This is a genomic window from Pseudoalteromonas sp. US3C1013 (assembly GCF_048401115.1).
Classification (GTDB): domain Bacteria; phylum Pseudomonadota; class Gammaproteobacteria; order Enterobacterales; family Alteromonadaceae; genus Pseudoalteromonas; species Pseudoalteromonas undina.
Window position 1 is genome coordinate 1,600,101 of the sequence record NZ_CP183075.1, and the last position, 13,857, is coordinate 1,613,957.

Below are 13,857 nucleotides of genomic sequence, written 5' to 3' on the forward strand. Positions count from 1 at the left end.
TTGTGACGAGTACATCTTGCAAGATGTCTAGTATAACTAAATAAAATTGAGACAGATTTAATGACTGATCATAACTTGGAACTTAAAAAAGCCGGGCTAAAGGTAACTTTACCGCGTATTAAAATTTTAGAGATTCTTCAATCTCCAGATAACCAACACATAAGCGCTGAAGATGTTTACAAGGTTTTATTAGATCTAGGCGAAGAAATTGGTCTTGCGACTGTTTACCGTGTTTTAAATCAATTTGATGATGCGGGTATTGTTAGCCGTCATCATTTTGAAGGTGGCAAGTCTGTATTTGAACTTTCTGGCAGTACTCACCATGACCACTTAGTGTGTTTAAAGTGTGGCAAGGTTGTTGAGTTTGAAGATGACTTAATTGAACGTCGTCAACTCGAGATTGCTGAAGAAAACGGTATTAAGCTAACTAACCACTCTCTTTACCTATACGGTGAGTGTGAAGATAAAGACGCATGTAAGGCGTTTGCACAAAACAACAGTTAATTTTATTAATTGCATAAAAAAACCTGCTAAAAGCAGGTTTTTTTGTGTCTAAAATAGAACAGAACAGAATTACTTCTGATCTATTTTAGCCCATGAGTCGCGCAGACCCACAGTTTGGTTAAATACCACATTCTCAGATTTACTATCACGAGAGAAGTAACCAGTACGCTCAAACTGGAAACCTTGCGCAGGCTGTGAATTTGCCAGTGAAGGTTCTAGTTTTGCATTATTAATAACAACTAACGACTCTGGGTTTAATGTGCTTTCAAAATCTTCTGCTGCTGCAGGATTAGGAACACTGAATAAACGGTCATATAAACGTACTTCCGCCGTCACTGACTCAGGTGCTGACACCCAATGAATCACCCCTTTTACCTTACGCCCATCGCTTGGGTTTTTACCCAATGTTTCAGGATCGTAAGTACAGTAAATAGTGGTAATTTCACCGTTATCATCTTTTTCAACACGATCTGCTTTAATTACATAAGCGCCACGTAAGCGTACTTCTTTATCAAGTACTAAACGTTTGAACTTATTGTTTGCTTCTTCGCGGAAATCTTCACGTTCAATAAAAATTTCACGGGTAAAAGGCACATCACGACGACCCATTTCTTCTTTATTTGGGTGATTAGCAACAGACAATGTTTCAACAGTGTCGGCTTCATAATTCTCAATAACGATTTTAACCGGATCAAGTACAGCCATAGCACGCGGTGCATTTTCGTTTAAATCATCACGGATACACGCTTCAAGCATACCCATTTCAACCATATTTTCTTGTTTAGTAATACCAATACGTAAACAAAACTCACGAATTGAAGCCGGTGTATAACCTCGACGACGAAGACCCGCAATCGTTGGCATACGCGGGTCATCCCACCCTTCTACCTTGTTATTTACCACTAAGTCATTAAGCTTACGCTTTGACATAATTGTGTATTCAAGGTTTAACCGTGAAAATTCAATTTGCTGTGGGTGGCATTCAAGGCTGATATTATCAAGAACCCAGTCGTAAAGACGACGGTTATCTTGGAATTCTAAGGTACATAATGAATGTGTTATACCTTCTAACGCATCAGAAATACAATGCGTGAAGTCGTACATTGGGTAAATGCACCATTTATCAGCTGTTTGGTGATGATGTGCAAAACGAACGCGGTAAATAATTGGATCGCGCAGCACCATAAATGAGCTTGCCATATCAATTTTTGCGCGCAGTACACATTCGCCCTCTTTGAATTCACCATTGCGCATCTTTTCAAATAATGCGAGGTTTTCTTCAATCGAAGTATCGCGATAAGGGCTATTCTTACCTGGCTCTTTTAATGTGCCACGGTATTCACGCGCTTGATCGGCAGTTAAAAAACACACATACGCTAAACCTTTTTCAATTAGCTCTACTGCATAGCCGTAAAGCACATCAAAATAGTTTGACGAATATTTAATCTCACCATCCCAATTAAACCCTAACCACTGTACGTCTTCTTTAATTGAATTAACGTAGTTAATATCTTCTTTTTCTGGGTTTGTATCGTCAAAACGAAGGTTACATAAACCGTTATAGTCTTTTGCGATACCAAAATTTAGGCAAATTGATTTTGCATGGCCAATATGTAAAAAGCCATTTGGTTCTGGTGGAAAACGGGTATGCGTTGTGGCATGTTTTCCACTTGCTAAATCTTCATCAATTCGGGTTCTAATAAAGTTACTTGGGCGATTCTCGATTTCCGCCATAGGAGTATAAACCTCTGTATATTGCGTGATAACAAAACTAATGCATTATTACAAAAACCAAGCGTAACATACAGTAATAGATACGGGTTTATGCTGGTAATTAACAAAGTTTGTTTAATAAGGGATAGTTTATGAACAAAATTTGTTTTAGCGCAATATTTAAGTCATCAAAGCATTCTATAGTATAAAAATAAACCCAACTTACAGGAACGAAAGATGGCTTCATTAAATCAACACCGTGTTTATATCCCAAGCAATGCTAGAGCAAACCATTATTTATTAGCTGAAATCACGCCAAACGATGAGTTTTATAAGAGCTTTAGTAATATTAATGCGTGTTATCAGCGTATTGCTCGCCAACTATTTGCTGCTTGTGATGAATATGAACTTCACAATGTGCATTTACTCGCCAATGATAAACTGCCGGTCGTGCGATTTCATGATGAGTCTTATCAACTTGAAACCGATAAGCAAATGTTGTTTTTCTATAATCCTCGTTACCATGAAGCACATAAACTTCATTACACCGAAGATCAGCAAAGCAAAAAGATTCGCTTACTGTTTTTAGCCACTGGGGATGATATTCGCGCTCACTCCGCCCAATTCCATAATAATGTACAAAAAGTTTTGGATCTTTTACAACAGCAATTATTTGTAGAACAACCAAGCTTTAAATTACGTGATCATCAGCATTTGACCTATGATTTATTCGCTAAAGAAAAAGGCAATAAAGAAAGTTACGGTTATAAATTAAGAAGTTTATATCCTCGTTATCAATCAAGACAATGCGAGATACCAAGCACACACGCAGAAATGACCTATGTCACTTTTTCGATACCGATAACTCGTAATATTAAAACGCAGTTTCAAAGTGAGATTAACAGCCAAACTTATCAGCCGTTCTACACCCACTTTTCAAAACTATTTACCCAGTTATGTGAAGACAATAAACTCACCCACGCTGCAATGGTTGCTAATGGCGCAATGCCAATAATACGAAACAGCCAAGTCGATAGAAATGAAGGAAATGAAGAGCTACAAAAAATAAGTTTTGATATAGAAGACTCAACCCCGCAAATAAAAGTATTTTTTGAAGCCGATAAATTAGTCGAAACACTGCATTTTGTCATTGTGGCAGCTGAGCATAATAAACATGAAATTGGCTATGGTCGTTTTATGAATCAAGTTGAAAAAGCCATACATGGCTTATGTGAGGAGTTAGCAATTAATAAGCAACGCCAAGATTTATCTGTGCGCTTTTTTCAGCATATAAGTTACCCATATTAATTAAGCTAAACTGTGGTTAATTAGGTACCTGAACTTTAGATAACAAAAAGGCTCGCAATTGCGAGCCTTTTTTAAAGAATAAAAGCTGATTACCAGCCTGTTTTCTCTTTAAGTGCTTTACCGATATCAGCAAGTGAACGTACAGTTTTTACGCCCGCAGCTTCTAATGCAGCAAATTTCTCATCAGCAGTACCTTTACCACCAGCGATGATTGCGCCAGCGTGACCCATACGCTTACCTTCTGGTGCAGTAACACCAGCAATGTAAGAAACAACAGGTTTAGTTACGTTAGCTTTGATGTACTCTGCAGCTTCTTCTTCTGCAGTACCACCAATTTCACCAATCATTACGATTGCTTCAGTTTGTGGATCTTTTTCGAACAATTCTAGAACGTCGATAAAGTTAGTACCAGGAATTGGATCACCACCAATACCAACACAAGAAGACTGACCAAAACCAGCATCTGTAGTTTGCTTAACTGCTTCGTACGTTAAAGTACCAGAACGAGAAACAATACCTACTTTACCAGGCTTGTGGATGTGACCAGGCATGATACCAATCTTAGTCTCACCAGGAGTGATAACACCTGGACAGTTAGGACCAATCATACGAGTACCTGTTTGATCTAGTTTAACTTTAACGTCAACCATATCAAGTGTAGGAATACCTTCAGTGATACAAACAATCAGCTCGATACCTGCATCGATAGCTTCTAAGATTGCATCTTTACAGAAAGGTGCTGGTACGTAAATCACAGATGCAGTTGCACCTGTTGCTTCTACAGCATCACGTACTGTGTTAAATACTGGAAGACCAAGGTGCGTTTGACCGCCTTTACCTGGGCTTACACCACCAACCATTTGTGTACCGTACTCAAGCGCTTGCTCTGAGTGGAAAGTACCTTGACCACCAGTAAAACCTTGACAGATAACTTTTGTATCTTTATTGATTAATACAGACATTATTTGCCCTCCGCAGCAGCAACAACTTTTTCAGCCGCGTCTGTTAATGATTCAGCAGCGATGATGTTAAGATCAGACTTAGCAAGTACTTCACGGCCTAATTCAGCATTAGTACCTTCTAAACGTACAACTACTGGAACTGTTACACCTACTTCTTTAACTGCGCCAATGATGCCTTCAGCAATCATGTCACAACGAACGATTCCGCCGAAGATGTTAACTAAAACAGCTTTAACGTTGTCATCTGAAAGGATGATTTTGAATGCTTCAGAAACACGTTCTTTAGTCGCGCCGCCACCAACATCTAGGAAGTTAGCTGGCTTGCCACCGTGTAGGTTTACGATGTCCATAGTACCCATTGCTAGGCCTGCACCGTTAACCATACAACCTACGTTACCATCTAGGGCTACGTAGTTAAGCTCGAAGCTTGCTGCGTGAGCTTCACGTGCATCTTCTTGAGATGGATCGTGCATTTCACGGATTTTAGGTTGACGGTAAAGTGCATTACCATCGATACCAATTTTACCATCTAGACAGTGAAGGTTACCTTCATCTGTGATTACTAGAGGGTTGATTTCAAGTAATGCGAAATCGAAATCGTTAAACATGTTGCCAAGACCCATAAAGATCTTAACGAACTGTTTCATTTGTGTTGGGTTAAGACCCAATTTAAAACCAAGCTCACGAGCTTGGTAAGCTTGAGGACCTACTAAAGGATCAATCTCAGCTTTGTGGATAAGTTCTGGTGTTTCTTCAGCAACAGTTTCAATTTCAACGCCGCCTTCAGTAGACGCCATGAACACAACTTTACGAGAAGCACGGTCAACAACAGCACCTAGGTACAGTTCGTTTGCGATATCTGTACAGCTTTCTACTAAAATTTTAGCAACTGGCTGGCCTTTCTCGTCTGTTTGGTAAGTAACTAGGTTTTTACCTAACCAGTTAGCTGCAAACGCTTTAACTTCGTCGATAGTTTTAACTAGCTTTACACCGCCAGCTTTACCACGTCCACCTGCGTGAACCTGAGTTTTAACAACCCACATATCGCCGCCAATTTTTTCAGCAGCTGCTGCAGCTTCTTCAGGTGTATCGCAAGCGAAACCTTGAGAAACTGGTAAACCATATTCGGCAAAAAGTTGTTTTGCCTGATACTCATGCAAATTCATGATGCTTTATCCAATTTTTTATATTAAAAGAGCTGAATATTTATGCAAATAAACAACTATCCCAAATTGCGTGCCTAGTATAGATCTCATGGCGCTACATGAAAACCCCAGTATGACCTTAGGCGCAAAAAAAAAGCTGTGATTTTAACTCACAGCTTATATTTCATACTACTTAATTAAACATCTAGCAGTAAACGTGTTGGATCTTCAAGTAACTCTTTAATTGTTACTAAGAAACCAACTGATTCTTTACCATCGATTTGGCGATGATCGTAAGATAACGCTAAATACATCATAGGTAAGATTTCAACTTTACCATTAACAGCCATTGGACGATCTTGGATTTTGTGCATACCTAAGATTGAAGACTGCGGTAAGTTAATGATTGGTGTTGATAGTAATGAGCCGAATACACCACCGTTAGTAATAGTGAAATTACCGCCAGTCATGTCGTCAAGTGTTAGCTTGCCATCACGACCTTTAAGAGCTAGTTCACGAATACCTTTTTCGATTTCTGCAACTGATAATTTGTCACAATCTTTAAGTACTGGCGTTACTAAGCCACGTGGCGTAGAAACAGCAATACTGATGTCGAAATAGTTGTGATAAACAATATCATCGCCATCAATTGATGCATTTACATCTGGGAAACGCTTTAACGCTTCAGTTACCGCTTTAACGTAGAAAGACATGAAACCTAAACGGATACCGTGACGCTTTTCAAATACTTCTTGGTACTGCTTACGAAGATCCATTATTGGCTTCATATTAACTTCGTTAAACGTGGTTAACATTGCAGTTGAGTTTTTCGCTTCAAGAAGACGATTAGCAATGGTTTTACGTAAACGTGTCATAGGCACACGTTTTTGAGTACGATCCCCCATTGGTGCTGCTGGTGCTGCTTCTGCTTTTGCTGCTGGAGCAGGTGCTTTTAAGAATTGATCAACATCTTCTTTAGTCACACGGCCATTTTTACCTGAACCTTTGATTTTTGAAGCATCAAGGCCTTTCTCAGCAATTAAACGACGCACTGATGGCGTTAACAGATCTGAACTATCGCTTGAGCTTTCTTCTTTGGCTGCTGGTGCATCCGCTTTAGCTTCAGATTTAGCTGGTGCAGCGCCTGCTTTTACCTTACCAATTACTTGCTCACCAAGAACGGTATCGCCTTCGTCATGGATTATTTCACCCATAACGCCGTCTTCTTGGGCAACAACTTCAAGTACAACTTTATCTGTTTCAATATCTACCAAGTTTTGGTCGCGTGTTACCGCGTCACCTGGTTGAACATGCCAAGTAGCAATTGTTGCATCTGCAACTGATTCTGGAAGTACAGGTACTTTAATATCCACTTCTTTACCTTCTGATGCTGGTGCTGATTGCGCCGCAGGCGCGTCTTCTGATTTATCTGATGCTGAGTCATCTTCTTTTGACTCTTTAGTTGCCGGTGCTTCATCTGCATCGCCAATTAAACCGATCACTTGGTCGCCAAGTACCGTAGCACCCTCTTCTTGTGAAATTTCAGTGATTACACCATCGTTTTGTGCAACCACTTCTAAAACCACTTTGTCTGTCTCAATATCTACTAAGTTTTGGTCACGGCTTACTTTGTCGCCAACACTTACATGCCATGTAGCAACGGAAGCATCTGCAACCGACTCAGGAAGAACAGGAACTTTAATCTCTGTGCTCATTGCTTATCCTTTCTTTTCTATAGTAAGCGCGTCGGCAACGAGCGCTTGTTGTTCTTTAGTATGTACTGACATATAACCACATGCAGGTGATGCTGAAGCTTTACGACCAGCATATTTTAATTTTGCATCTTGTGGAATTGCATCAATAAAGTGATGTTGAGAACAATACCAAGCACCTTGGTTTTGCGGCTCTTCCTGACACCATACAAAATCAGTAACATGCTGATAACGTTCAATAATCGTCTTCATTTCGTCATGTGGGAACGGGTATAACTGTTCAACACGAACAATAGCAATGTTGTCTTGCTCAAGTTTACGACGCTCTTGTAATAATTCGTAGTAAACTTTACCACTACAAAATACAACACGTTCTACTTTCTTAGCATCAATATCATCAATTTCATCGATCACATTGTGGAATACGCCCTCTGATAGTTCTTCAAGCGATGATGTAGCTAATGGGTGACGAAGCAATGATTTTGGCGTCATAACAATCAATGGGCGACGAAGTGGTCTAACCGATTGACGACGCAGCATTGCATAAACTTGTGCAGGTGTAGATGGTACACATACTTGCATATTATGATCAGCACACAGCTGTAAAAAACGCTCAAGACGTGCAGAGCTATGCTCAGGACCTTGGCCTTCATAACCATGTGGTAGCAAACATGTCAGGCCACATAAACGACCCCACTTTTGCTCACCTGAACTTAAGAATTGGTCAAAAACAACTTGTGCACCATTGGCGAAATCACCAAATTGCGCTTCCCATAAAACAAGTGAGGTCGGCTCTGCTGTTGCATAGCCATATTCAAACGCTAATACCGCTTCTTCAGATAACACCGAATCAAATACTTCAAACGTACCTTGATCTTCACTAATGTTTTGCAGTGGTAAGTATGTTGCACCGTCTTGTTGACCGTGAACAACGGCATGGCGATGGAAGAAGGTACCACGACCAGAGTCTTGACCTGTTAGGCGAATATCAGTGCCTTCAGCTGCGATAGTTGCATACGCTAAAGTCTCTGCCATACCCCAATCAAGTGCTTTTTCACCGGCTGCCATAGCTTTACGATCATCGTATATTTTCTTAACACGAGATTGCGCTTTGTGGTCTTCAGGGTAGCTTGCAACAATGTTACCGAGCTCTTTAAGTTTCTCTACAGAAACGCTCGCGTCGTAGTCAACATTCCAATCATGGCCAACGTATTTAGCCCAATCAGAAGAATGTGACGTTTCTGGTTGAATTTCTTCAACTACACAGTTGCCATCATCTAAGCCATTACGATAATCATCAGCAAGTGCTTTCACTTCGTTTTCTGTGAAAGAACCTTCCGAAATTAACTGATCTGCATAAATTAAGCGAGGGACTGGATGTTTTTTAATCTTTTGATACATAACAGGCTGTGTAGCATTAGGCTCATCAGCTTCGTTATGACCATGGCGACGGTAACAAACAAGGTCAATCACAACGTCACGTTTAAACTGGTTTCTAAAATCAAGCGCTAACTGCGTAACAAACGCAACCGCTTCAGGATCATCAGAGTTTACGTGGAAGATTGGTGATTGAACCATTTTTGCAATATCAGTACAGTAATCAGTAGAGCGAACATCGTCTTGCTTGCTTGTTGTAAAACCAACTTGGTTATTAACAACAATACGAATGCTACCACCACAACTAAATGCATTAGTTTGTGATAAGTTAAACGTTTCTTGTACTACACCCTGACCTGCGATTGCAGAGTCGCCGTGAATAGTAATAGGAAGTGCTTTGCTGCCAGTTTTGTCGTTTAGACGATCAAGGCGTGCGCGCACAGACCCCATAACCACAGGATTAACGATTTCTAAGTGCGATGGGTTAAACGCAAGTGCCATATGCACATTGCCACCTTTGGTCGCGAAATCTGAAGAGTAACCCATGTGATACTTAACATCACCAGAGCTTAAAGTATCTTTGTGTTTACCAGCAAATTCATCAAATAATTCTGATGGATTTTTACCAAGTACATTCACAAGTACGTTCAAGCGTCCGCGGTGAGCCATGCCGATTACGGCTTCTTTTTGGCCACTTTCACCCGCGCGGTGTATAAGCTCTTTAAGCATAGGAACTAACGCATCGCCACCTTCAAGTGAGAAACGCTTAGCACCCGGGAACTTAGCCCCTAAATATTTTTCAAGACCATCAGCCGCTGTCAATCCTTTAAGGATACGTAGCTTTTCATTTTTATCGAATTTTGGCCTAGACTGAACAGACTCTAAACGCTGTTGTAACCAACGTTTTTCTTCTGTTGATGTGATGTGCATATACTCTGCGCCAATAGAACCACAATAAGTAGTTTTTAGTGCTTGGTATAACTCACCTAAAGGCATAGTATCGCGGCCTACGGCAAACGATCCTACGTTAAATTCGCGGTCAAAGTCAGCATTTGATAAGTCGTGGTATTCTAGCTCTAAATCTCGTACACGTTCTCGTTGCCAAATACCTAGTGGATCTAGGTTTGCATTTTGGTGTCCACGAAAACGGAAAGCATTAATAAGTTGCAGAACTTTAACCTGTTTAAGGTCGCCGCCACTGCCCTCTGCTACCACTACTTCTCTATGCTTGTTTTTAGCAAGCGCCGCAAATTGTGAACGAACTTCTGAATGTTTTACTTCAACATCCACACCATCAACTTTTGGTAATTGTTCGAACACTTCTCGCCATTCTTCTGGCACCGAAGTCGCATCGTCTAAATACGCTTCATAAAGCTCTTCAACATAAGCAACGTTACCGCCGTTTAAATGTGAAGATTCTAGCCATGCCTTCATCACACCTTCGTGCATTTATAAGCCCTTTTTTTTAGCGCAGAAATTAATAGTTATATAACAAGATGGCTAATAAATATTAGCCATCTTTCGTCTACTAGAAATTAAACCGAGCGGTTTAATAACATAGATTTTATTTGCCCAATTGCTTTAGTCGGGTTAAGACCCTTAGGACAAACGCTAACACAGTTCATGATACTGTGGCAACGGAACACACTGAATGCATCGTCTAAGTCAGCTAAACGCTCTTCTGTTGCAGTATCTCGGCTATCAGCTAAGAAACGGTAAGCATGAAGAAGGCCTGCTGGACCTATAAACTTATCTGGATTCCACCAGAAAGAAGGACACGATGTAGAACAACATGCACATAAAATACACTCATAAAGCCCATCTAATTTATCACGCTCTTCAATAGATTGAAGACGTTCGCCTGCAGCAGGCTCGTCATTTATTAGATACGGTTTTACTTTTTCGTATTGAGTGTAGAACTGACTCATGTCAATAACAAGGTCACGAACAACAGGAAGTCCCGGTAATGGACGTACTACGATTTTACCTTTGCCATTTTTTTGTAGCGTAGATAAAGGAGTAATACATGCTAAGCCGTTCTTACCATTCATGTTTACACCGTCTGAACCACACACGCCTTCACGGCATGAACGACGGAATGATAATGTAGGATCTTGCTCTTTTAATAATAAAAGTGCATCCAATACCATCATGTCTTGGCCTTCCTCAGTTTGCAAAGTGTATTCTTGCATACGAGGTGCGTTGTCAACATCCGGATTGTAACGATAAACTGAAAATTGTACTTGTGCCATCGTCTCGCTCCTAGTAGGTACGTGCTTTAGGTGGGAATGCTTCACGTAGCTTAGGCTCGTAGTTTACTTTACGCTTGCTCATTTCATCCGTTACCGGATTAAATACTGAGTGACATAACCAGTTTTCGTCATCACGATCTGGGAAGTCAAAGCGAGAGTGTGCACCACGGCTTTCAGTACGGAAGTTTGCAGCTACTGCAGTTGAGTAAGCTGTTTCCATTAAGTTGTCTAATTCTAAACATTCAATACGCATGGTGTTGAAGTCTGATGATTTATCATCAAGACGTGCATGCTGTAAGCGTTCACGAATTTCTTTAAGCTCAGTAAGACCAGTTGCCATTGAGTCACCTTCACGGAATACCGAGAAGTTAAGCTGCATACACTGTTGTAGGTCTTTCTTGATTTGTACTGGGTCTTCGCCTTGACCAACTGTTGAGCTTTCCCAACGATTAAAGCGAGCTAAAGACGCTTCTAAATCAGACTCAGAAGCCGCTTTAGAAATTTCAACGTCATTTAGGTATTTACCTAAGAAATTACCAGCAGCACGGCCAAATACAACTAAATCAAGTAATGAGTTACCACCTAAGCGGTTAGCACCGTGAACAGATACACATGCAATCTCACCAACAGCAAATAAACCTTGTACTACTTTTTCGTTACCAGCGGCATCGATATTAAGTACTTGACCATTTACGTTAGTTGGCACACCACCCATCATGTAGTGACATGTTGGGATAACTGGAATTGGTTCTTTTGCAGGATCAACGTGAGCAAATGTTTTAGCAAGGTCGCATACACCTGGAAGACGTAAGTTAAGCGTTTCTTCGCCTAAGTGGTCAAGTTTCAACTTAAGGTGAGGACCCCAAGGACCATCACAACCACGACCTTCACGAATCTCTGTCATCATTGAACGGGCAACAACGTCACGAGATGCTAAATCTTTAGCGTTTGGTGCATAGCGTTCCATGAAGCGTTCGCCATCTTTATTTAAAAGATAACCACCTTCACCACGACAACCTTCAGTTACTAGCGTACCAGCACCTGCAATACCTGTCGGATGGAATTGCCACATTTCCATGTCTTGCATAGAAATACCAGCACGAGTCGCCATACCAACACCGTCACCAGTGTTAATGTGAGCATTAGTTGTTGATGCGAAGATACGACCTGCACCACCGGTAGCTAACACAACTGCTTTTGATTTGAAGAAAGTGATTTCACCTGTTTCAATTTCAATCGCTGTACAACCTACTACATCGCCATTATCGTTTTTAACTAAATCAAGTGCATACCATTCAGAAAATACATTTGTTTTATTTTTAACGTTTTGTTGATAAAGAAGGTGTAATAATGCGTGACCAGTACGGTCAGCAGCTGCTGCGGTACGTGCAGCTTGTTCACCACCAAAGTTTTTCGATTGACCACCGAAAGGACGTTGGTAAACACGGCCATTTTCAAAACGAGAAAATGGTAAGCCCATGTTTTCTAATTCAGTAATAGCTTCTGGGCCTGTATTACACATGTATTCGATAGCGTCTTGGTCACCGATAAAATCGGAACCTTTAACGGTATCATACATATGCCATTCCCAGTTATCTTCATGCGAATTACCTAACGCTACTGTAATACCACCTTGAGCAGATACAGTGTGTGAGCGTGTCGGAAAAACTTTAGAGATTAGTGCACATGTTTTGCCAGATTCAGTAATAGCAAGAGCAGCGCGCATACCTGCACCACCGGCACCAATTACTACGGCGTCAAATTCACGAACAGAATATTTCACTTAAACACCCCATAAAACGATTAAACCTACAGCTACGTAAGCAACAGCCATTAGGTTTAGTACAAAGCCTAAGAAAGCACGCAATTTAGCGCCCTTTACATAGTCGGTTAGAACCTGCCAAAGGCCGATACGGGTATGAACCATAATGCAAACTAGGGTGATTAATGTCGCCCCTTTCATTGCTAGGTTAGAGAATAGGCCTGTCCAGGCGTCATATGTGACTTCTGGCATTGCTAAAAAATAGCCAATAATAAAAATTGCATATGCACTGATTATTAATGCCGTTGTGCGTAGAGATACAAAATCTTGTACGCCATCACGTTTAAGAGTTGCTTGATTTAAGACCATATCCACACCCCTGCCAATACAGCAAACACAACGCCAAGTGCCATTGCAATTTTAGCGCTAGTGTTGCCTGATTCAAGTTCTTCCCAATGCCCCATATCCATAATGATGTGACGGATACCACCGATAAGGTGATAACCCAATACAGAAAGGGTGCCCCAAGCTATAAATTTGGCAATGAATCCGTTAAACAGACCCTTGACGAATTCAAAACCTTCAGCTGAAGAAAGAGACTCTGACCAAGCCCAAATGACAAACGTTAAAGCAAAAAATAATGCAACACCGGTGACGCGGTGAAAAATTGAAGCTTTAGCCGTTGCCGGCATAGATATAGTTGTTAGATCTAGATTTACAGGTCTTTGCTTTTTCACAGTTACTTGCCCATCTTGCCCGCAGTGGGGCTCATCTACTTGTTTTTCTAAAACCCACCAAATGTTTCTGGTGGAACTATCAAAATAAACGTATTAATACTAATAAAGTTCACTTTTTATGAAAAATATTATGTAAAAAAAAGTTTACCCAAATACAAATCGGTTAAAAACCTCCGTTAGTATATATAGCCGGAGACTCTTTTACAATTCTTGTTTACTTTGAGTCGTTTGCGAATTAGCCAATGGTATAATATTCAATCTATACCGAATATTTATTATACATATGTGCATAATACTTATAAAAATTGACTTTATACCCCTCTTTCACGTTAAAATGTAAAGATGTGCTTAGAATAGATTTTAGAATATAAAAATCAGAATAGTT

At 40.5% G+C, this 13,857-nt stretch carries 11 protein-coding genes; 2 read left to right on the top strand and 9 right to left on the bottom strand.

What is annotated here, in order from left to right:
* Positions 1-60: 60 nt before the first annotated feature.
* The gene (fur, locus tag ACNSN2_RS07455) at positions 61-504 is read left to right on the top strand and encodes a ferric iron uptake transcriptional regulator (protein ID WP_010390113.1); all 444 of its coding nucleotides are present in this window, start codon (positions 61-63) and stop codon (positions 502-504) included.
* 69 nt (positions 505-573) lie between these two features.
* Here fur and glnS read toward each other — a convergent pair whose 3' ends face one another.
* Positions 574-2,238 (bottom strand): glutamine--tRNA ligase, encoded by a 1,665-nt coding sequence (gene glnS, locus ACNSN2_RS07460; RefSeq protein WP_418608982.1) that lies wholly within the window; start codon positions 2,236-2,238, stop codon positions 574-576.
* Positions 2,239-2,454: 216 nt separating this feature from the next.
* Here glnS and ACNSN2_RS07465 point away from each other — a divergent pair, with 216 nt between their 5' ends.
* Positions 2,455-3,525, top strand: a complete 1,071-nt coding sequence (locus ACNSN2_RS07465) for a DUF3083 family protein (protein ID WP_054200998.1) — start codon at positions 2,455-2,457, stop codon at positions 3,523-3,525.
* 89 nt (positions 3,526-3,614) lie between these two features.
* Here the strand turns inward: ACNSN2_RS07465 and sucD are convergent, their stop codons facing one another.
* The 8 genes from sucD to sdhC all read right to left on the bottom strand — a co-directional run bounded on the left by sucD (position 3,615) and on the right by sdhC (position 13,472).
* Positions 3,615-4,487, bottom strand: a complete 873-nt coding sequence (gene sucD, locus ACNSN2_RS07470) for a succinate--CoA ligase subunit alpha (protein WP_010390118.1) — start codon at positions 4,485-4,487, stop codon at positions 3,615-3,617.
* A complete protein-coding gene (gene sucC / locus ACNSN2_RS07475) occupies positions 4,487-5,653 on the bottom strand; it encodes an ADP-forming succinate--CoA ligase subunit beta (RefSeq protein ID WP_008464053.1) in 1,167 nt (388 codons plus the stop codon). Before sucC ends, sucD begins: the two co-directional genes overlap by 1 nt.
* A gap of 176 nt (positions 5,654-5,829) precedes the next feature.
* Complete coding sequence (gene odhB / locus ACNSN2_RS07480) at positions 5,830-7,347, bottom strand: 2-oxoglutarate dehydrogenase complex dihydrolipoyllysine-residue succinyltransferase (protein ID WP_418608985.1); 1,518 nt, start codon at positions 7,345-7,347, stop codon at positions 5,830-5,832.
* Between the two features lie 3 nt (positions 7,348-7,350).
* Positions 7,351-10,170, bottom strand: a complete 2,820-nt coding sequence (gene sucA, locus ACNSN2_RS07485; protein ID WP_075169173.1) for a 2-oxoglutarate dehydrogenase E1 component — start codon at positions 10,168-10,170, stop codon at positions 7,351-7,353.
* A gap of 86 nt (positions 10,171-10,256) precedes the next feature.
* Complete coding sequence (locus ACNSN2_RS07490) at positions 10,257-10,973, bottom strand: succinate dehydrogenase iron-sulfur subunit (protein ID WP_010390121.1); 717 nt, start codon at positions 10,971-10,973, stop codon at positions 10,257-10,259.
* Positions 10,974-10,983: 10 nt separating this feature from the next.
* A complete protein-coding gene (gene sdhA / locus ACNSN2_RS07495) occupies positions 10,984-12,756 on the bottom strand; it encodes a succinate dehydrogenase flavoprotein subunit (protein ID WP_008112088.1) in 1,773 nt (590 codons plus the stop codon).
* Positions 12,757-13,104 carry a succinate dehydrogenase, hydrophobic membrane anchor protein gene (gene sdhD, locus ACNSN2_RS07500; RefSeq protein WP_055012091.1) on the bottom strand — a complete coding sequence of 116 codons (348 nt, stop codon included), beginning with the start codon at positions 13,102-13,104 and terminating at the stop codon, positions 12,757-12,759. It abuts the gene before it with no gap.
* Entirely contained in the window at positions 13,095-13,472 is a 378-nt protein-coding gene (sdhC, locus tag ACNSN2_RS07505; protein ID WP_010390126.1) for a succinate dehydrogenase, cytochrome b556 subunit, read from the bottom strand. Before sdhC ends, sdhD begins: the two co-directional genes overlap by 10 nt.
* Positions 13,473-13,857 lie beyond the last annotated feature (385 nt).

Coding starts and splice junctions, on each gene's coding strand:
- sucC (WP_008464053.1), bottom strand. CDS start 5,653: ATGAATTTGCATGAGTATCAGGCAAAACAACTTTTTGCCGAATATGGT.
- fur (WP_010390113.1), top strand. CDS start 61: ATGACTGATCATAACTTGGAACTTAAAAAAGCCGGGCTAAAGGTAACT.
- sucA (WP_075169173.1), bottom strand. CDS start 10,170: ATGCACGAAGGTGTGATGAAGGCATGGCTAGAATCTTCACATTTAAAC.
- ACNSN2_RS07465 (WP_054200998.1), top strand. CDS start 2,455: ATGGCTTCATTAAATCAACACCGTGTTTATATCCCAAGCAATGCTAGA.
- sucD (WP_010390118.1), bottom strand. CDS start 4,487: ATGTCTGTATTAATCAATAAAGATACAAAAGTTATCTGTCAAGGTTTT.
- sdhD (WP_055012091.1), bottom strand. CDS start 13,104: ATGGTCTTAAATCAAGCAACTCTTAAACGTGATGGCGTACAAGATTTT.
- glnS (WP_418608982.1), bottom strand. CDS start 2,238: ATGGCGGAAATCGAGAATCGCCCAAGTAACTTTATTAGAACCCGAATT.
- odhB (WP_418608985.1), bottom strand. CDS start 7,347: ATGAGCACAGAGATTAAAGTTCCTGTTCTTCCTGAGTCGGTTGCAGAT.
- ACNSN2_RS07490 (WP_010390121.1), bottom strand. CDS start 10,973: ATGGCACAAGTACAATTTTCAGTTTATCGTTACAATCCGGATGTTGAC.